19 protein-coding genes and 3 tRNA genes are annotated in these 18,394 nt (G+C 66.8%); 6 read left to right on the top strand and 16 right to left on the bottom strand.

Going from position 1 to position 18,394, the window contains the following annotated elements; all coding sequences use genetic code 11:
• Positions 1–20: 20 nt before the first annotated feature.
• The 4 genes from FZ029_RS03215 to FZ029_RS03230 all read right to left on the bottom strand — a co-directional run bounded on the left by FZ029_RS03215 (position 21) and on the right by FZ029_RS03230 (position 3,864).
• Positions 21–314 (bottom strand): hypothetical protein, encoded by a 294-nt coding sequence (locus FZ029_RS03215; RefSeq protein WP_149267991.1) that lies wholly within the window; start codon positions 312–314, stop codon positions 21–23.
• 49 nt (positions 315–363) lie between these two features.
• On the bottom strand, positions 364–1,086 hold the full coding sequence (gene phbB / locus FZ029_RS03220) for an acetoacetyl-CoA reductase (RefSeq protein WP_149267992.1): 723 nt from the start codon (positions 1,084–1,086) through the stop codon (positions 364–366).
• Between the two features lie 148 nt (positions 1,087–1,234).
• Positions 1,235–2,410 carry an acetyl-CoA C-acetyltransferase gene (locus FZ029_RS03225; RefSeq protein ID WP_149267993.1) on the bottom strand — a complete coding sequence of 392 codons (1,176 nt, stop codon included), beginning with the start codon at positions 2,408–2,410 and terminating at the stop codon, positions 1,235–1,237.
• 113 nt (positions 2,411–2,523) lie between these two features.
• The gene (locus tag FZ029_RS03230) at positions 2,524–3,864 is read right to left on the bottom strand and encodes an alpha/beta fold hydrolase (protein WP_149267994.1); all 1,341 of its coding nucleotides are present in this window, start codon (positions 3,862–3,864) and stop codon (positions 2,524–2,526) included.
• A 584-nt stretch (positions 3,865–4,448) separates the two neighbouring features.
• Here FZ029_RS03230 and phaR point away from each other — a divergent pair.
• Both phaR and FZ029_RS03240 read left to right on the top strand, forming a co-directional pair.
• Entirely contained in the window at positions 4,449–5,096 is a 648-nt protein-coding gene (gene phaR / locus FZ029_RS03235) for a polyhydroxyalkanoate synthesis repressor PhaR (protein ID WP_149267995.1), read from the top strand.
• Between the two features lie 208 nt (positions 5,097–5,304).
• The gene (locus FZ029_RS03240) at positions 5,305–5,523 is read left to right on the top strand and encodes a hypothetical protein (RefSeq protein ID WP_109075592.1); all 219 of its coding nucleotides are present in this window, start codon (positions 5,305–5,307) and stop codon (positions 5,521–5,523) included.
• A gap of 83 nt (positions 5,524–5,606) precedes the next feature.
• Here FZ029_RS03240 and FZ029_RS03245 read toward each other — a convergent pair whose 3' ends face one another.
• The 6 genes from FZ029_RS03245 to mepA all read right to left on the bottom strand — a co-directional run bounded on the left by FZ029_RS03245 (position 5,607) and on the right by mepA (position 10,207).
• The gene (locus FZ029_RS03245) at positions 5,607–6,797 is read right to left on the bottom strand and encodes a glutathionylspermidine synthase family protein (protein WP_149267996.1); all 1,191 of its coding nucleotides are present in this window, start codon (positions 6,795–6,797) and stop codon (positions 5,607–5,609) included.
• Positions 6,798–7,171: 374 nt separating this feature from the next.
• Complete coding sequence (locus FZ029_RS03250) at positions 7,172–7,543, bottom strand: hypothetical protein (RefSeq protein ID WP_149267997.1); 372 nt, start codon at positions 7,541–7,543, stop codon at positions 7,172–7,174.
• 238 nt (positions 7,544–7,781) lie between these two features.
• Positions 7,782–7,857: transfer RNA gene (locus FZ029_RS03255), tRNA-Ala, on the bottom strand.
• 38 nt (positions 7,858–7,895) lie between these two features.
• Positions 7,896–7,982 (bottom strand) — tRNA-Leu (locus FZ029_RS03260).
• 113 nt (positions 7,983–8,095) lie between these two features.
• On the bottom strand, positions 8,096–9,037 hold the full coding sequence (locus FZ029_RS03265) for a methyltransferase domain-containing protein (RefSeq protein ID WP_149198049.1): 942 nt from the start codon (positions 9,035–9,037) through the stop codon (positions 8,096–8,098).
• 198 nt (positions 9,038–9,235) lie between these two features.
• Positions 9,236–10,207, bottom strand: coding sequence for a penicillin-insensitive murein endopeptidase (gene mepA / locus FZ029_RS03270; protein WP_149267998.1), 972 nt, complete (start codon positions 10,205–10,207; stop codon positions 9,236–9,238).
• Between the two features lie 378 nt (positions 10,208–10,585).
• On the opposite strand from mepA, the gene FZ029_RS03275 reads away from it, so the two are divergent.
• On the top strand, positions 10,586–11,092 hold the full coding sequence (locus FZ029_RS03275; protein WP_149267999.1) for a hypothetical protein: 507 nt from the start codon (positions 10,586–10,588) through the stop codon (positions 11,090–11,092).
• Positions 11,093–11,112: 20 nt separating this feature from the next.
• Here FZ029_RS03275 and FZ029_RS03280 read toward each other — a convergent pair whose 3' ends face one another.
• Positions 11,113–12,246, bottom strand: a complete 1,134-nt coding sequence (locus FZ029_RS03280; RefSeq protein ID WP_149268000.1) for an ABC transporter permease — start codon at positions 12,244–12,246, stop codon at positions 11,113–11,115.
• Between the two features lie 204 nt (positions 12,247–12,450).
• Positions 12,451–14,244 carry an ABC transporter transmembrane domain-containing protein gene (locus tag FZ029_RS03285; protein WP_188051815.1) on the bottom strand — a complete coding sequence of 598 codons (1,794 nt, stop codon included), beginning with the start codon at positions 14,242–14,244 and terminating at the stop codon, positions 12,451–12,453.
• Between the two features lie 233 nt (positions 14,245–14,477).
• On the opposite strand from FZ029_RS03285, the gene rpmE reads away from it, so the two are divergent.
• Positions 14,478–14,702, top strand: coding sequence for a 50S ribosomal protein L31 (rpmE, locus tag FZ029_RS03290; RefSeq protein ID WP_012974887.1), 225 nt, complete (start codon positions 14,478–14,480; stop codon positions 14,700–14,702).
• Between the two features lie 113 nt (positions 14,703–14,815).
• On the opposite strand, the gene FZ029_RS03295 is transcribed toward rpmE, so the two are convergent.
• Positions 14,816–15,241, bottom strand: a complete 426-nt coding sequence (locus FZ029_RS03295) for a DUF1465 family protein (RefSeq protein ID WP_042703640.1) — start codon at positions 15,239–15,241, stop codon at positions 14,816–14,818.
• 278 nt (positions 15,242–15,519) lie between these two features.
• On the opposite strand from FZ029_RS03295, the gene FZ029_RS03300 reads away from it, so the two are divergent.
• Positions 15,520–15,996, top strand: a complete 477-nt coding sequence (locus FZ029_RS03300; protein ID WP_149268002.1) for an Hsp20 family protein — start codon at positions 15,520–15,522, stop codon at positions 15,994–15,996.
• Between the two features lie 103 nt (positions 15,997–16,099).
• Here the strand turns inward: FZ029_RS03300 and FZ029_RS03305 are convergent, their stop codons facing one another.
• From FZ029_RS03305 to FZ029_RS03315, 3 genes are all read right to left on the bottom strand, one after another.
• A complete protein-coding gene (locus FZ029_RS03305) occupies positions 16,100–16,699 on the bottom strand; it encodes a PDC sensor domain-containing protein (RefSeq protein ID WP_149268003.1) in 600 nt (199 codons plus the stop codon).
• Between the two features lie 154 nt (positions 16,700–16,853).
• Positions 16,854–17,516, bottom strand: coding sequence for a hypothetical protein (locus FZ029_RS03310; protein ID WP_149268004.1), 663 nt, complete (start codon positions 17,514–17,516; stop codon positions 16,854–16,856).
• A gap of 234 nt (positions 17,517–17,750) precedes the next feature.
• A tRNA-Ser gene (locus FZ029_RS03315) sits at positions 17,751–17,840 on the bottom strand.
• A gap of 208 nt (positions 17,841–18,048) precedes the next feature.
• Here FZ029_RS03315 and rplU point away from each other — a divergent pair.
• Positions 18,049–18,366: a 50S ribosomal protein L21 gene (rplU, locus tag FZ029_RS03320; RefSeq protein WP_012974890.1), complete on the top strand. Its 318-nt coding sequence runs from the start codon at positions 18,049–18,051 to the stop codon at positions 18,364–18,366.
• Positions 18,367–18,394: the final 28 nt, after the last annotated feature.

Consider the following 18,394-nt stretch of genomic DNA (forward strand, 5'->3'; position numbering starts at 1 on the left):
AGAAAGACCTGTATTGGCGCTTAGCTCGCCGAGCCTTCCTTCCGACGTCGGTTTCGCCGGGCGGCGAGTAGTGTGTTGAACTCGTCAGCATCAATAAATGGCCCGGCCAGCCGCTGAGCAATCAGCCGCCGAAGCAGGTCGATCGTGCTTTGCGAGTGCTCGTCCATGCCATCGATCGGCTGCTTCGATGTGTCCGTTACCATAACCACCTCCACCTCAAAATACAGGACGCCGCCACCCGCACAAAACAAAACCCCTTCCCCGCCCCTGGCGGACCAGGGGTCCATCCGGAAGCGGGAAAGGGGCTTCGTCACCTCTCAGGGACCGGGGTGCGAGACCCGGCCAAGGGATCAGGGCCTGGGATCAATACATGTGCTGGCCGCCGTTGACCGACAGGGTCGAGCCGGTCATGAAGCCGTTGTCGTCGTCGACGAGGTACAGCACGGCCTTGGCGATCTCCGACGCGCGGCCCAGGCGGCCGACCGGGATGCGGGCGACGATCTTCTCCAGCACGTTGGCCGGCACCGCGCGCACCATGTCGGTGTCGATGTAGCCGGGGGCGATGGCGTTGACGGTGATGCCCTTGGCCGCACTCTCCTGCGCCAGCGCCTTGGTGAAGCCGTGGATGCCGGACTTCGCCGCGGCGTAGTTGACCTGACCGTACTGGCCGGCCTGGCCGTTGACCGAGCCGATGTTGACGATGCGGCCGAAACCACGCTCGCGCATGCCGTCGATGACGTTGCGGCACATGTTGAAGCAGGAGGACAGGTTGGTGTGGATCACCTTCTCCCACTGATCGTAGGTCATGCGGTGCATCACGCCGTCACGGGTGATGCCGGCGTTGTTGATGAGCACGTCGACCGGGCCCAGGTCGGACTCGATCGCGGCGATCCCCTTCTTGCAGGCGTCGAAATCCGCGACGTCGAACTTGTAGGTCGGGATGCCGGTGCGGGCGGTGAACTCCTCGGCCGCCTGATCGTTGCCGGCATAGGTGGCGGCGACCTTGTAACCGGCATTCTTCAGGGCGACGGCAACCGCCTCGCCGATGCCGCGGGTGCCCCCAGTGACGACTGCAACACGAGCCATAGTTCTTCTCCCCAGATTTAGTGATGATTGGTTGGTTTCTTTGACTTTTTATTGTTGGGCACGGGACTCCCTCCGCAGGTCCGGCGGATGTCCCGAGCCTTAAGCGAAGCGGGCCGTTTCCCAGGTTGGAAAGCGGCCCGTCCGGTCATCAGTCGCGCTGGACGCAGAGGGCGATGCCCATGCCGCCGCCGATACACAGGGTGGCGAGGCCCTTCTTCGCGTCACGCTTCTGCATTTCGAACAGCAGCGTGGTCAGCACGCGGGCGCCCGAAGCACCGACCGGGTGGCCGAGCGCGATGGCGCCGCCATTGACGTTGACCTTGCTGGTGTCCCAGCCCAGGTCCTTGTTGACGGCCAGCGCCTGGGCGGCGAAGGCCTCGTTCGCCTCGATCAGGTCGAGGTCGTCGACGGTCCAGCCGGCCTTTTCCAGCGCCTTGCGCGAGGCCGGGATCGGGCCGGTGCCCATGATCGACGGATCGACGCCGGCGGTCGCCCAGGAGACGATGCGGGCCAGCGGGGTGATGCCGCGCTTGGCCGCGTTCTCCGCCGTCATCAGCACCAGGGCGGCGGCGCCGTCATTGATGCCCGAGGCGTTGCCGGCGGTCACCGTGCCGTCCTTCGAGAAGGCCGGGCGCAGCTTGGCCAGCGATTCCACCGTGGTGCCGTGCTTCGGATACTCGTCGTCCGACACGACGACGTCGCCCTTGCGGCCCTTGATGGTGACCGGGACGATTTCGTCCTTGAAGCGGCCGGCCTTCTGGGCGGCCTCGGCCTTCTGCTGGCTGGCGGCGGCGAAGGCGTCCTGCTCCTGGCGGGTCAGCTGCCACTTCTGGGCGACGTTTTCCGCGGTGTTGCCCATGTGATAGCCATGGAAGGCGTCGGTCAGGCCGTCGCGCAGCATGGTATCGAGCAGTTCGGCGGAACCCATCTTGGTGCCGTTGCGCAGGTGCATGACGTGCGGCGCCATGCTCATGCTCTCCTGGCCGCCGACGACCAGGATATCGGCGTCGCCGTTCTTGATCGCCTGATAGCCGAGCGCCACGGTGCGCAGGCCGGAACCGCAGAGCTGGTTGACGCCGATGGCGGTGGCCTCCACCGGGATGCCGGCGTTGACGGCGGCCTGGCGGGCCGGGTTCTGGCCCTGGCCGGCGGTCAGGATCTGGCCAAAGATGACCTCGTTCACTTCCGCCGCGTCGGTCTTGGCGCGGGCCAGCGCTTCGCGGATCGCGACCTCGCCCAGGACGTGGGCGGGAACGGCGCTGAGGGCACCGTTGAAGCTGCCGATGGGCGTACGGGCGGCACCGGCGATGACGACTTCGGTCATTGAACGCTCCTCGAAATAGGACAGTTTTATTATAGCGCTGGTGGGACGCTCGGAGTGATTGTTACCTTAAGTCGGGCAACATGACAGGTGCAAGCTGGCTGAAGGTCGCGGCGCTAACCTGTCGCAGCAAGCCATTCGGCCAGCGGCTTCCACACTCCGGTCTCGGCGCCCGCACTCACGACCATTCCGATATGGCCGAGCGGGGGGCGCAGGATCCGGGCACCGGGGATCGCGGCGCCCAGCGCCAGGGCGGAGGCCGGCGGGACGATGCGGTCGCGCTCCGGGATCAGGGCCAGGGTGGGCACGCGGATGGCGCCCGGATCGACCGGCAGGCCGGCGATCATCCAGGTGCCGGCCATGGTGTCGTTGCGCCCGTACCAGCCGGCCAGCGCGTCGCGCGCCACCCCGGCCACCAGCGGCACCCCGTCGTTCAGCCAATCCTCCAGCGCGACGAAGGCGGCCGCGGCGCGGGAGTCCGGCACCATGCGGGCGAAGCTGGTGAATTTCTTCAGCGCCAGCAGCGGGTCGAGCTGGGCGAACAGCGCCTGCAGCGCGTCGGTCGGCAACTCGCCCCAGCGGTCCAGAACCGGACCCCAGGGCTGGATGAAGGTCGCCACCCGACGCGCGGTGGCTGCATCCTCCGCGTGGAAATCCCACGGCGTGGCCATCAGCACCAGCCCGGCGACGGCGCGCGGCCGGCGCTGCGCCAGCGCCGCGGCCAGCAGCCCGCCCATGCAATAGCCGGCCACCGGCACCGGCGCCCCCACCGTCTCGACGACGAAGTCCAGCGCCCGCTCCAGCCGGCCGGCGATGTAATCGGTCAGGGTGAAGCGGCGCTCCAGCGGCCCCGGCCTGCCCCAGTCCAGCAGCAGCGGCCGGAAGCCGTGCGCCGCCAGCCAGCGCATCAGGCTCTTGTCCCGCGACAGGTCCAGGATATAGCCGCGATTGACCAGCGACGGCACGAACAGCACCGGCCGGCCACCCGCCCCATTACCGCCGGCCCCATCGCCATAATCCAGCAGGCGCGATCCGCCTTCCGTCCAGACCACCGGCGGGTCGGGCAGGTCGCGGCGGTAGGGGTGGTGGCGATACCGCTCGATCCCGGTCAGGACGGCGTCGATGCGGCGGCGAATCTCGCGGTCGACTTCACCGGTCAGGCGGTCGGCGCCGTCCGCCACCCCGGCCAGGGCTCCGTCCGGCCTTCTGTCCGGGGTCATCCGGTCGGCCTGCGACATTTCGTCCCTGAGCGCCGCCGCCCGGTCCCGCAGGGCCGGACTCCAGGGCAGCAAGCCGTTCCTCAAGAGCGGCAATGCGGCCGAGGAGCTGAGCAAGCTGCCCAGAGCCGCCGTCAGATGCAGGGCCAGCGGGCGCGGCCCCTGCCGCCTCCCCGGCCTTGTCCCTGTGCCGGGCGGAGTCCCCCCCGCCTGCCTGTCGTCCGCCAGACGATCGCTCATCGGAAGGCTGTCCGTGTTGGGGGTAGCCGGTGTTCGGGAATGGCCACGGGCGGGGATCCCAGCCGGTGCCGGCCATGGAGCCGGCGCCGAACCCGCCCATTCCGAAACCGCCCATTCCAAAACCCAACGCCCCGGCGCCCTGCCCCATCATCTGGAACAGACGGGTCATCATGTCCGCCGCTTCCGGATCGGCGGCGCTGGCCGTCCATTGGTCCTGCCACAGGTCCAGATAGCGGCGCGCCAGCGATTCGTAGGAAGGCGGATCGCCGGACGATTGATCGGAAGGACGGTCTGGGTTCGACGGGTCGGCCATGGCCGGATTATAGGGGCGGCGGGGCCGGATTGACCAGTCCGGCATGGCGGGTCACCTGACCTTTCGGGTATCGGCGGGAGTGGCCCGGGCGCGTTCCATTTCTCCGTCTGCACCGGCTGAACCAACGCAACCGCGGCGCTATGCCGCGGCGCAACGCTGGACAAATTGCTATCCCTTCGAGTAGTCCTAATGACGGAACAATTTCCGCCGCCTGTCCCGCGTGTTCCGGAACACCAGCCCTGGAACACGTCCCTTCTTGAAAGAGTCCGCGATGGCCGACAAGGAAGACCAGAAGTCCGCTCCGATCACGATCAAGAAGTACGCCAACCGGCGGCTCTACAATACCGCCACCAGCAGCTACGTCACGCTGGACCATCTGTGCCAGATGGTGAAGGACGGCTTGGATTTCGTGGTCTATGACGCGAAGACCGGTGAAGACATCACCCGGTCCGTCCTGACCCAGATCATCGTGGAAGAGGAAAGCAAGGGGCAGAACCTGCTGCCCATCAGCTTCCTGCGCCAGCTGATCGGCTTCTACGGCGACAACATGCAGTCGGTGGTGCCGCGCTATCTCGAATATTCGATGCAGGCCTTCTCCCGCAATCAGGAGCAGATGCGCGACTATTTCCAGAACACGCTGGGCGGCATCTTCCCGTTCGGCCGGCTGGACGAGGTCAGCAAGCAGAACATGGCGATGTTCGAGCGCGCCATGCGCATGTTCACGCCCTTCGGCGCCGCCGGCGGCCCGGACGAGATTCCCGGCGGCCAGCGCCCGGCCGGCCAGCCCGGCCCGTCGTCCGCAAACCCGCCCGCCGGACCGGGCGGCGTGACGTTCGACGAATTGCAGAAGCAGATCGACGAGCTGCAGAAGCAGATCGCCAGCATCGCCAGCCCGGGTAGCAAGTCGGACACAAAGTAACCGGACGGTCGGACGGATCCGGCGGAAGATTTTTCCGACAAACCGGCGGCACGGAAGGCGGGGTCATACCCCGCCTTTTTCATTGCGCGGGCCGGGACGGGCGCGCAGGCTTGGAACTGTGCATAGGGGGCACCTTCGCGTCCACGGTGCCGGTCCGGCGGAATTGCCGGATTTGCCGGCCCGTCCAACCGTCAGGAGGGAACCGACCGTGACCACCGAATTGACCGTTTCGATCACCATGACCAGCGACGACCCGCGCGAGGTCACGCGTTTTGAAAACCTGTTGCGCGACTGGCTCAGCCATCAGCCGGGCGTGGCCGGCATGGCAATCGCCGACCGCGGCAACGATGTGGCGGCCGAGAATATCTGGCGCGCCGCCCGCAAGGCGACCTTCGGCCCGGCGCTCAAGAACCCCTTCGCTCCCTAACGGCGCTGTAGCTTTATGTTTGGCGATCGGATTCACGCTCCAAATCGATTCCGATTTTACGCGATCCGATCTAACCGGAGCGATCAGCCCCTGAACAGGTGCGGGATCATCGCCGAATCCGGGCCGACGCCGGAGCCCAGGCGCGGATCGGCCGATTCCCGCACCCCCATGCCCAGGCATTTGTCGCCGACGATCCAGGCGTGCAGGACGGCGCGCGTGTCCTCCTCGCGGAAGCAGGGCGGTGTTTCCAGCCAGACCGCGCCATGGGCCGCGACATCCTCGCCGATGTCCGGCCCGTCGTCGGCGATCACCGCCCCCTGCTCCAGGATGCGGCTCGGCGCGCCGTCCAGCCCATGCAGCGCGCGCACGGTCACCATGTCGGCTCCGGCCACGCCGCTGGGATCCAGCGCCGCACGGCACAGGTTCGGGTGGCGTGGATAGAGATAGGACAGCACCGCCAACAGCCCGTGGTTCGACCACAGCCAGCACCACAGCGGGGACAGCACGCTCATGCCGCTGCTGCGCAGCCGCTGAAGGAACCCGTCGTCGGCCAGCCCGTCCCAGGGGTAGAGCTTCGCCAGCCAGGAGATCGGCTGCCCCTCGTCATCCAGGAAGCGACGGCCGTCCCAGGCGATGGACTGCAGCGGCAGCAGGCGGGTGTCGATGCCGGCCTCCGCCGCGGTGGCGGCGAGATAGACCAGTTCGCCCTCGCGCACCGGATCGGGGGTGGCGCAGGTCGCATGCATGCGGCCGCGCCCCTGTACGCCCGTCGCCAGTTCCTCCCACCGCTCCACCAGCGCCTCGTGCAGACCGTTGAACTGGTTGGCGTCGGGGGCCATCGCCTCGCGCCAGTTGCGCTGAATCAGCGAGGCGGCGAACAGCCCCTCGCAGGTGTCGTAATTGCAGCCCAGCAGTTTGACGCTGTCGCGCCCGTCATAGGCCAGCGTCAATCGTCCGGCGAGCCCGCCCGCCCGTTCGTTTCGCCGCCCGCCGGCCCAGTAATCGAGCCACGACGCCTCCAGCAGGCGCGCGAGGTCGCCGCGGATGCCGAGCGAGGCGAACAGCTTGTGCTCCATCACATGGCGCACGGCGACCGCGATCATGCTGTGCAGCTCGTCAGCAACGCTTTCGATCAGGTCGATCTGCGAAGCGGTGAACTCATAGACGGTGTCCTCCCGCCAGGCGGCTCCGGCCGACATGGCGCGCACACCATAGGGATATTTGCGGAGGCCCGGGCGCCAATCGGCCCGCGGCTTCATCGTCGTCCTGCGCATGCCGGTTCCGATCCCCGGATGTCAGTGCCGGCGAGCCGGACGGCGCGCAGCGGCGGCGGACGGGCGCGTGGAAAGGGAGACGGGCAGCAAGCTGGTCAACGGTCCACTGGTCAACGGTCAACTCCGGGGGAGGCCAATCCGACGCAGGCGCGGATGCTCGCGACGCAATCGCTGCGACGCAAGCACAGCCTTGCGTATGTAACCCGTCCCGCTGCAGCGCACCAGCGCGCATCCGCGATAGCTCCCCCTCGCAGGAGAGCGTCGGAGCCGCGCCGAATGCGGCCGCCTCCAATTGACCGGCCCCAATCAACCTATGTGGCGACGGGCCGCTGCGGCGAAAAGCGACAGCGGCCCGTTCCGGAGTGCGGCGCGCGTCAGATCAGCGGCGCCGAGGGATTCCGGGCGAGCGACCGCATCGCCCACAGCGCCAGACGGCCGCGACGCGGCTTCATCGCCTCGGCCGCCCGATGCACGGGCGGGATCGACGCCAGGCCGGGGACAAACACCGGCCGGTCGTCGCGCGTGCCGCCGAGCCGCTGGAGCCGGCGTGCCGACAGCACGAGGCGCAACACCTCCTCTTCGGACACCGCACGACGGGCCGTGACGGAGGCGAGGCTTGCCGCCTCGCACAAAGCCGCCCGTTCGGCCAACAGCCCGGTCAGGCCCTTGGCAGCCGCCGTCAATGCAGCTTCATCGTAAAGGGCGAGGACAAGCGTCCTCAACCCGTGTTCCATCCGTGTGGACATGGCGGGGGCTCCGGAAAAATCGGAATGGCATGCGGTTCTGATGCGCGTGAATCGAAGCGAACAGATGAAAGCTCGCGGTTCGACAGGCGCAATTATCCGTGCGCGGCACCCGTTCGGCCATGCGCCCCAAGGTGGTAACACCCTGTCTGCATCTTGCTGATGCAGGATAGCCACAGTGGCTGTACCGATAAATTTCCGGATTGGTCGGGAATTAACCGCCCCGACAGGCGGGAAGAAATGGTGGAGCCAAGGAGGATCGAACTCCTGACCTCTACAATGCCATTGTAGCGCTCTCCCAGCTGAGCTATGGCCCCACTATATTTCTTCTACTCTTCACCAACACTGGAGATGTTGGTGCGCTTGGAGGGAGTCGAACCCCCACGGCCTTTCAGCCACTAGGACCTGAACCTAGCGCGTCTACCAGTTCCGCCACAAGCGCATCCGCGTTACTTGGGGTCACGCGGGGCGCTCTATGTACCCAGACCGGGCGTCGCACTCAAGGGGGAAAATGCAATCGCGCAAAAGTTTTTTGGGGCGGGGGCGTAACGCCCCCTACTCCGCCGGTTTGATCGCGTAGAAGCGGTACACCCGCACGCCGGCCTCGATGGCGGCGACGCGGCGGGCCCACAACTCGACCTCCTCCATCACCGCCAGCTTGGTGGGGGTGTCGAGTTGGAATTTCTCCAGATGTTCGACCAGCCCCTGGATGGCGGACAGGATCAGGCCGCGATGGGTGTCGGAGATGTCCTCCGCGATGCGGAGGTCGAGGTTGCGCTGGGCGAACGCGTTCGCCATACGGTCCTTCGGCCACAGGTTCGGCGTCAACGGCTCCTTGTCGCACCAGCTCTGGATCGCCTTGGCGCCCATCACATCCGCTTCGGCGATATAGTCGGTGATCAGCAGGTGGCCGCGCGGCTTCAGAGCCAGTTCCATTCCGTCGAACATCTGTTCCTTGTCGCGGACGAAGAACAGGCCTTCCTTGTAGACGATGGCGTCGACGCGCTTGGGATAGCCGAAATGTTCGGGATTGAAGGTCTCGATCGGCGCCTTCTTCTCCAGCCCCAGCTTGAAGGAGCGGACCATCCCCTCCTTCGCCAGCAGTTCCGACGCCTCCAGACCGGTGACCCAGCAGCCGTACTTGCCGGCCATGGTGCGGCTGGTGCCGCCCAGCCCGGCGGCGAGGTCGAGCACGCTCATCGCCGGGTTCAGGCCCAGCGGCTTGACCAGATAGGGAATGTGATCGGCGCCGCCGGGGGTGTTGAAGCCCTCGCCCCACATCTTCTCCGCCACCTCGATGCGGGTGGCGGTCCACAGCGGCTTTCCCCAGCGGTTCATCCCGGGGCCGGGTGCGGCAGGCTGCGGTTGTTCGGGCTGGTGCGGCTGCTCCTCGCCCTTCTTCGCCTTCAGTCCGGAGAGGTCATAGCCTTCCCACCACGCATAGAGGCGCGTCTTCAGGCTCGGTCCATGCCCGGACGATCCGTCCTTGTCCGTCATCGCCCTTTGTCCGTCATCGCCGACTTCCCCATCCGACGCCGCCCGTCCGAATCCGCCCGTCCGAATCCGCAGGGCGCAACATGCTTGCGGTTGTTCTGCGCGATCCAAACACACCGCCCGCAAGAATCCGTCCGGCTTCAGGTTAGACGCACGCTAATTGCATGCAAGTGGAAAAATTTCTCCGCGGAAACACGGCCGTCAGCGCGCGGTCTTGGCATGGGCCGCGCCCGATTCGGGCAGGGACGCCATGCGCGTGCCCGACGCATTCAGCACCGGGGCGCAGGCTTCCGGCATCTTGCGGACCACCCGCGGCTCGGGCTTGTAACCCGGCGGATGCTCGGTCGCGGGGGAGGCGCTGTCCAGCCAGGACATCAGTTCGTCGTCACAGCCGTCGCCGTCGGGCTGGGCCGTCTGCTGTTCGCACAGCGGGCTGCCGGCCGGGCAGTTCAGCCGGATGTGCATGTGGCCGTCATGGCCGTGCCAGGGCCGCAGCTTGTTCAGGAAGCCGCGGTCGGACCAACTGCGCTGGCACATCGCCAGCTTGATCGCCGGATTGACGAAGATGCGGGCGACGCGGGGGTCGCTGGCGGCGATCTGGATCATCCGGGCCTGCCGGTCCGACCAGTCGGCGGTGACGCGCATGCGGTCGTAATCGACATACTTGATCTCGTCCAGCCGCTCGCGCCCGGCGCGGCCCATCGGCGGCAGGTCCAGCCGCAGCCAGACATCGGCATCCAGGCCGATCTGGTGGCTGGCATGGCCCGACGGCATCGGTCCGCCGCGCGCCTGCCCCATGTCGCCGATCAGCGCCGTGCCCAGCCCGGCCTGCGCCACCCGCTGACCGAAGTCGCGGAGCATGTCGACCAGCACCGGATGGCCGTAATTGCGCTGGCGCGACAGGCGGATCACCTGATAGCCGACGCCTTCCGGCGTCAGGGCGCGGGCACCGGCGATGCAGCCGGCCGCGTAACCGCCGATGGATCTCGGTGTCCCCAGCGAGGGACCGGCCACCGCCCCCCAGGCGATGCTGGTGGCATAGGCCGGGATCGGAACCGGCTTTTTCTTCTTCCGTGACTTGGCGTCGGCATCGCCGGCCGCCAGCAGAGCGGCCACCAGTCCAACGCATGCGATCGCCTTGAAGGCGCGCCCCCCGAAAGCACGAATCCCCATGTCCGTCCCCCCGCCGTCCCCGGCACCGCGGCCGATACCGCTATAGCGGATCCGTGGTTAAGGAATGATGGAGGATGCATCCGGACCGCACAACCGGACCGTCCGGCACCGGCCGGGTCCATCCGGGCAATCCGTCCGGGGTGCGTCCGACGGCCCCGTTCTGGCCACCATCGCCGCACAGGAGCACCCCACCCTGGCTGACCGGACTAGCCGCAGCGAATATTGACAGGCCATCATTAGCAATGGAAACGTCAAAGCATCATCAACAAGGAATTCGATAAAATGCCACCGACAATGAGCTTCCGTATTGGCGATATCGTCAGTGTCCGCGGTTGCTTGACCCGACTGATCGATATTATCAACCGTGATCCTATTCATTTGGAGGACCTGATCGGTTTCCACCGTGGGCGCCTCAGCCGCGGCTATTACCTGCTGCTTCTGAAGGAACCGATGGCTGCCGGGGAATTCCAGTTCCTGGGCTACACCCACCTGTCCGGCGGCAAATACGGCCTGCCCAGCAACGATCCCGCGGTGGAGACGGCACGGCAGACGGTCCAAGGCTCCCTGGAGCAGAAATTCGGGGTCGCCGGGGTGAACGGCCTTGCCCGCAAGATCGCCGGCGACATCCCGGCAACGGGGGAGCGCCGCCTTGCCAAGATCGTCCCGGTGATCGGCCACGACCAGGCGATGGGGCCGGCCGACCAGTATCCGGCGTCCAAGCACGGCATCGCGCAGTTCAACCTGACAGTTCCGAAGAAATTCCTGGTTTCCGCCTTCGTCGATCCCAACCGGCGGTTCCAGGGCGGCGGCCTCGACCTCGTCATCGACAAGGGAACGGCCTATGACAGCCGGCGGGCGGTGTTCCAGTATCTGTCCGCCGCCTGACGGCTTTCAGCGCAAGGCGCTCAGTCAAGCGTCTGGCGGTAGCGCTTCAACGCCACCACCGTGACCACCGTCAGGAACAGCGCCAGCGCCAGCACCTCCGCCGCGATCTCGGCGAACCCGTTTCCTTTCAGCAGGATGCCGCGGACGATGCGCAGGAAGTGGGTCAACGGCAGTATCTCGCCCACCGCCTGCGCCCAGCCCGGCATGCCGCGGAAGGGAAACATGAATCCCGACAGCAGCATCGACGGCAGGAAGAAGAAGAAGGACATCTGCATCGCCTGCAGCTGGTTGCGCGCCAGCGTCGAAAAGGTGAAGCCGACGGCCAGATTGGCGGCGATGAACAGGATCAGCACGGCGGACAGCAGTCCCAGGCTGCCGACGATCGGCACGTCGAACAGCAGCCGCGCCGCCACCACGATCAGCAGCACCTGGACATAGCCGACGACGACGAAGGGCACGATCTTGCCCAGCATCACCTCGAACGGCCGGACCGGCATGGCCAGCAGGTTCTCCATGGTCCCGCGCTCCCGCTCGCGGGTGACGGCCAGCGCCGTCATCATCACCATGGTCATGGTCAGCACCACGCCCATCAGCCCCGGCACGACATTGTATTGGGTGATGCCCTCCGGGTTGTAGCGGCGGTGAACGCGCAGTTCCACCGGGTCCGGGCCGGCACGCAGGCCCGCCAGCGGCCCGGTCAGGTCGGGGTTCAGCGCCTGCCGGGCGATGGTGGACAGCGCCGACAGGGCGTTGCTGGTCGCCGCCGGGTCGGTCGCGTCGGCCTCCACCAGCAGGACCGGGCGTGTGCCGCGCTGGAGATCGCGGGCGAAGCCGGTGGGGATGGTGACGGCGAACTGCACCTCCCCCTCCGCCAGCAGCCGGTCGATCTCGGCCTCGGACCCCGCGGTTCGGGTGATGGCGAAGTAACGGGAATTCTCCATCGCCGCGACCAGCGTGCGGGCGAAGGGGCTGGAATCGGCGACCAGCACCGCGGTCGGCAGCGCCTTGGGGTCGGAGTTGATGGCGAAGCCGAACAGGATCAACTGCAGGATCGGCACCCCCACCATCATGGCGAAGGTCAGCCGGTCGCGCCGCATCTGGATGAATTCCTTCACCATCACCGCCATCAGGCGGCCCGCCGATATCCGCGCCATCGCACTGCCTCACAGGGCTGGGGATGGGGAGAAGGGTAGCGCGGTTCGATGGAAGCGTCGATGCCCCCTCCCTTCCCATGCTGCGCATGGGCCCCTTCCCTCCCCCGCTTCGCGGGAGAGGGTGGATTCGCAATGCGGCGGCAGTCCCCTCCACCTCGAAGAGGGGGAGGGTTAGGGAGGGGGCATCGAAGCCGACACTTCCCCCTACGCCACCCCGTCCGCGCGGTCGAACTGCAGCGCCGCCAGCCTCGCATAGAGGCCGCCCTGCGCCACCAGTTCGCCATGGGTGCCGGTCTCCACCACGCGGCCCTGGTCCATCACCACGATGCGGTCGGCGTTCAGCACCGTCGCCAGCCGGTGGGCGACGATCAGCGTCGTGCGGCCATGCATCAGCCGGTCGAGCGCGTCCTGAACCATCCGTTCGCTCTCGGCGTCGAGCGCGCTGGTCGCCTCGTCCAGCAGCAGCACCGGCGGGTCGCGCAGGATGGCGCGGGCGATGGCGAGGCGCTGACGCTGGCCGCCCGACAGCCGCACGCCCTTCTCGCCCAGGAAGGTATCGAACCCCTCAGGCAGCGCATCGAGGAAGTCCAGCGCATGCGCGGCATCGGCGGCGGCGCGCACCTCGGCGTCCGAGGCATCGGGCCGGCCGTAGCGGATGTTCTCCCAGGCGTTGGCCGAGAAGACCACCGGGTCCTGCGCCACCAGTCCCAAACGACGGCGCACCTCCACCGGATCGGCGTCGCGCAGTTCGACCCCGTCGAGTCGAACCGAACCGGCCTGCGGGTCGTAATAGCGCAGCAGAAGCTGGAACACCGTCGACTTGCCGGCGCCCGACGGACCGACCAGCGCCACCCGCTCGCCCGGGCGCACGTCCAGCGAGAAGCCCTCCAGCGCCGCCCAATCGGGCCGCGAGGGGTAATGGAAGCGGACGGCGTCGAAGGACAGCGCACCCGCCGCCGGGAGCGGCAGCGGCTTCGGCACGGCGGGCGCGCGGATCTCCGACTCGACGGACAGCAGGCTGAACAGCCGTTCGGTGGCACCGGCGGCACGCTGCAGGTCGCCGATCACCTCGCTGATGGCGCCGACCGATCCGGCGACCACCACGGAATAGATGACGAAGGCCGACAATTCGCCCGGCGTGATCCGCCCGGCCACCACGTCATGGCCGCCGATCCACAGGATGATGCCGACGGCGCCGAACACCAGCACGATGACGATCACCGTCATCACCGCCCGCACCCGCACGCGGCGGATGGCGACGTCGAATGCTTCCTCCACCCGCTTGCCGAACAGGGCGCGGTCGATGGCCTCGTGGGTGAAGGCCTGGACCGTGCGGATGGCGGCGAGCGTCTCCTCCACGAAGGATCCGATGTCGGCGATGCGGTCCTGGCTGTCGCGCGACAGCTTGCGCACCCGCCGGCCGAAGAAGATGATCGGCGCCACCACCAGCGGAACCACCAGCGCCACCAGCCCGGTCAGCTTGGGCGAGGTGATCAGCAGCATGCCGGTGCCGCCCAGGAACAGCAGCGTGTTGCGCAGCGCGATGGAGGCCGACGAGCCGACCACCACCTGCAACAGCGTGGTGTCGGTGGTCAGGCGCGACAGGATCTCGCCGGTCTTGGTCGTCTCGAAGAAGCCCGGCGACAGGGTCAGCACATGGTCGTAGACGGCGCGCCGGATGTCGGCGACCACCCGTTCACCGATCCAGCTGACCAGATAGAAGCGGCCATAGGTGGAGGCCGCCATCAGCGCGATCACCCCCAGCAGCACCAGCAGCGCCCGGTCGAGCAGCGTGGTGTCGCCGCCGGCGAAGCCCTGGTCGATCAGCACCCGCATCCCCTGCCCCAGCCCCAGCACGGTGCCGGCGGCCACGGTCAGCGCCATCATGGCGCCCAGGATCCGCCATTTGTAAGGAAGCAGGAACGGCACCAGTCGGCGTAGCGGGCCAAGGTCGCGGCGGCGGGTATCCGCCTCGCCACGGGCGGAGGCGGCGATCATGTCGGGGGAGGGTTGGCGAGCCACGCGGTTCCCGCTTGTCAGTTGGGGTTATTGATGCGGATCGCTGGCATATAGCGCGGTAAAGGGACGCCAACAAGGCGACGGACAGGCGAAACTGCCCGGAAAAGAGCCGTGGAGCGCGTCGCGACCATCCCGAATGAGGCGAGATTCCGGGGTTGCGCCGGGGAGGGGGTTTTGGTATAGACGCCGCTCGCTTTGCAGGAACCCCGGCCATGAAGACTGACATCCATCCCGACTATCACGAGATCACCGTGGTCATGACCGACGGCAGCTCGTTCACGACCCGCTCCACCATGGGCAAGCCGGGCGACACGCTGCGCCTCGACATCGACCCGAAGTCGCACCCGGCCTGGACCGGCGTGCAGAAGCTGCTGGACACCGGCGGGCAGATCGCCAAGTTCAACAAGCGCTTCGCGAACTTCGGCCTCAAGAAGTAAGCGTTACCGCACTTCTATCCTGCCGATGCGAAAAGGGCGTCCGACCGGTTCGGACGCCCTTTTCGTTTGCGCTTGATCCGCAGGATCGTTTGTGCAGTTTCCGCAGGAAACCGCTACCCCACCGCCGCCGCGGCCTCGCGCTCCACATCGGCGCGGACCATGGCGTCGAGCCGGTGGACGCGCATATACAGGCTGTGGCTGCGCTCCAGCAGGCTGCGCAGGCCGGACGGCAGATCCTCGTTGTCGGGGCCGCTGGGGTCGGAACAGATCTCGCCGCCGGACAGCGCGAAATCCTCGCTCGCCGCCTGTTCCTTCGACATCTCGCCGGCATGCACGGCCTTCTGCGCCAGAAGCCACGCCATCACCTGGGTCAGGCGGCTGGTCACCCGCATGGATTCGTACGAGATCTGAAGACGCACCTGCGGCGGCAGCTTCCGGTGTTCGGCCGCATCATGATAGGCGATGTAATTCCGCGCCTCGATCAAGAGGGCCATCGTCTCGTCATAGGGACCGTTGAAGAAGAAGGTGTGCGAAGTCATGGTCGTCGGCCCCCTCCTGCGGACTTACGGCCCTAGCGTGAGCCTTGCCGCAACTGATTAACAATTGGTGACCGGGCGGCACCCGGCAACCCCAGGCGGGGATTGACCGGTCATTGTGGCCCCGCCCTCTTGAACAGGGAAAAGCGTCGATTATCTCTCGCTCGTCAGGCGGATGCCCATACGGGGTCCGCCATCGAACCGGCCCTTGGGCCAGCCCTCAGAGGACCGACCGATGCCGTGGTCCTCGACGGCCGTATCGCTCTTTCGGAGGATATGTCATGCGTAGCTACGACCTTTCGCCGCTGTTCCGATCCACCGTCGGTTTCGACCGCCTGTCGCGTCTGCTGGAGACCGCGACCACCGGTGACGAGTCTGCATCCTATCCGCCCTACAACATCGAAAAGCTGAGCGAGGATTCGTATCGGATCACCATGGCCGTCGCCGGCTTTGGGATCGACGACCTCAACATCGTCGCTCACCAGAACTCGTTGACCGTCACGGGTAAAGCTAAGAAGGACGAGCCGACCGGCCAATTCCTCTACCGGGGTATCGCCGGGCGCGCGTTCGAGCGCCGCTTTCAGCTGGCCGATTTCATCAAGGTGACCAGCGCGTCTCTTCAGAATGGCCTTCTGCACATCGAGCTGGCGCGCGAGGTACCCGAAGCGATGAAGCCGCGGAGCATTCCGATCGTCACCGCCGCCGGCAGCGGCGCGGTGGAGGTCGAGACCCCCGCCCTGACCCAGCAGGCGGCCTGACACGCCTGACACGATCCGTCCGCGCATGACGCGGACATGGGAACGGCGCCCCGGACCATCCGGGGCGCCGTTTCCTTTGCCGATCAGTCGATGTCCGCGGCGTCTATTGCCCCAGCTTCGCAGTATCCAGCACGATCATCGCCACGCCGATCTTCTGCTTTCCCGCCGGGTCCAGCAGCGGAACGCTGGCTTCGGTCAGCATGGCGCCGCTCTTGTCGTCCTTCTCCGGATCGGTCATGTAGAGATCGGCGTTGCCGGTGAAGACCTTCTGCCATTTGGGCTCGTCGCCCTGCCAGAAGTCGGAGGTTCCGGCGGTCTGGCCGACATTCAGGCCGTGGTCGTCCATCAGCAGGATTTCGACGATCCGGCCGTTGCTTCCCGCCACGACCTGCTTCAGCTGTTTGGACACCGCATTCGACAAGACCGCATCGAAGGCCGGGTTGGCGCCGCCGGCCTTCGCCGCCGCCTTCCACTGGTTGTCCATCTCGTCGATCTTGGACTGGGCGATGCCGGCATGCTTGGCATTCTGCGACTTCACCGCCCCGACCACCGCCGGATCGGACAGCCAGGTCTGGGCCTGCGGACTGACCGCCTTGCGCACCGACCCTTCCAATGCCGGGTCTGCGGCCGACGCCATGGAAATCGTGCCCGCGCACAGCAGGGAAATCGCACAGCCGGCAATCCAGAATCGAGCCTGCGTCATGTGGTGTCCTCCCAGTCGTTTGGCCCATGGATGGGCGGGGCGATGGTCGGACCAGCGATGCCGTCGCCACAGCATCGGCTCTTGTTTTTCCGCAAAACGGAAGATCCGTAATGCTGATAAAATGCCTTTTATCGACCGGCCGGCCGGAACCGCGTCACCGCCGCGGAAAACTGTCCGGGGGCGCCAGCACCCACTCCGCGTAACCTGCCCGCATCAGCTCGTAGGCGGCGACCAGCCCGGCCGCGCCGGCGTAGGCGGTGACCAACACCTGCTCCGGCGGCACCTGCGCCCCGAATCCGATCAGCAAAGCCCCCAGGAATGGCCCGCCCAGCAGAAATGCCGCCAGCCACAGCGGTTCGGCCGACAGCCAGGCGCCGAGCACCGCGCGGGTCCGCTGCGACAGGCGCAGCAGCCCGCCGGCCTTGGCGTCGAGCGCTTCGAGGCTGCCGGCACGCAGTTCCGCCAAACGCCGGCCGTCAACATCGATGAAGACGACCTCCACCTTCATGCCATGACGGCGAACCGAGGCCCGCACCGAGTCGCCAAGCCGCGTTTCCAGCAGGATCGCGTTGCCGCCCAGTGCCGGCAGCGCATCGCGCACCTCCTCCGGCGGCTCGCCCCACTCGCGCAAGGCCTCCAGGATGACCCGGGGATCGTCGCAGGGGATCGCATCCATATGGATCACCCGCCCCTGCGGCGCCGTCACCTTCAGGATCAGCACCTGCTCCGCCGGATCATGAGTGCCTTCGACGCGCAGGCCGCCCTCGACGACATAGGAGAATCGCAGGCATCCATCACGGCGGCTGAGCGTGTTCATGGCGGCACCCCTCCGGTCGCACCCCTGGCGGATCGCACCAAAGGGATCTTGAGCGTTGGTTATCTGGGCGTTGGCGTCGACATGACCAACAAACCAGCCGGGGGAACGGCCATCGCGACGCGCGGCGAAAAAGGGGAAACCCGACCGGCCGAGGCGGCATCCGGGCATCAAAAAAGCGCCTAGCCGGTCCGGCTGGCGCTTTCCGCTATCTTCTCTCTCTCAGAAGAGAGAGAATGGCGGATGGGGGGAGATTCGAACTCCCGATACCCGTGAGGGTATGCCGCATTTCGAGTGCGGTGCATTCAACCGCTCTGCCACCCATCCGCTGCCCCGTTTGGCGGGGTGGGCGGAACCTATATAAACGCCTTCGGGCGTGCAAGCCTTTTTTGCAGAAAAATGCGATGGCCTTGGCCCGCAACCCTGTTGACTCTCAGTCCCTCCTGAGTATAGATCGTCGCTCCCATGAACGGGCTTGCGCATCGAACGGTGGGCGAGAAGCCCGCCGTTTGTTTTGACATAGGCAGTGACGACAATGTTTGCAGTGATCCGCACCGGCGGCAAGCAGTACAAGGTCGCCAATGGCGACGTGATCCGTGTTGAGAAGCTCGAGGCCGATGCTGGCGCCTCCATCACGCTCGATGACGTGCTGATGGTCGGCGACGCAGGCAACACCACCATCGGCACCCCGACCGTGGCCGGCGCCTCGGTCGTCGCCGAGGTCGTCGCCCAGGACCGCGGCCCGAAGATCATCGTCTTCAAGAAGAAGCGCCGCCAGAACTACCGCCGCAAGAACGGCCACCGCCAGGACCTGACCGTCCTGCGCATCACCGGCATCAACGGCGCGGCCTGATCCGGGTTCTCCGGTCGGGCTTCCAGGC

Origin of the sequence: Azospirillum sp. Sh1, assembly GCF_008365135.1 — a bacterium.
Taxonomy (GTDB): Bacteria; Pseudomonadota; Alphaproteobacteria; order Azospirillales; family Azospirillaceae; genus Azospirillum; species Azospirillum oryzae.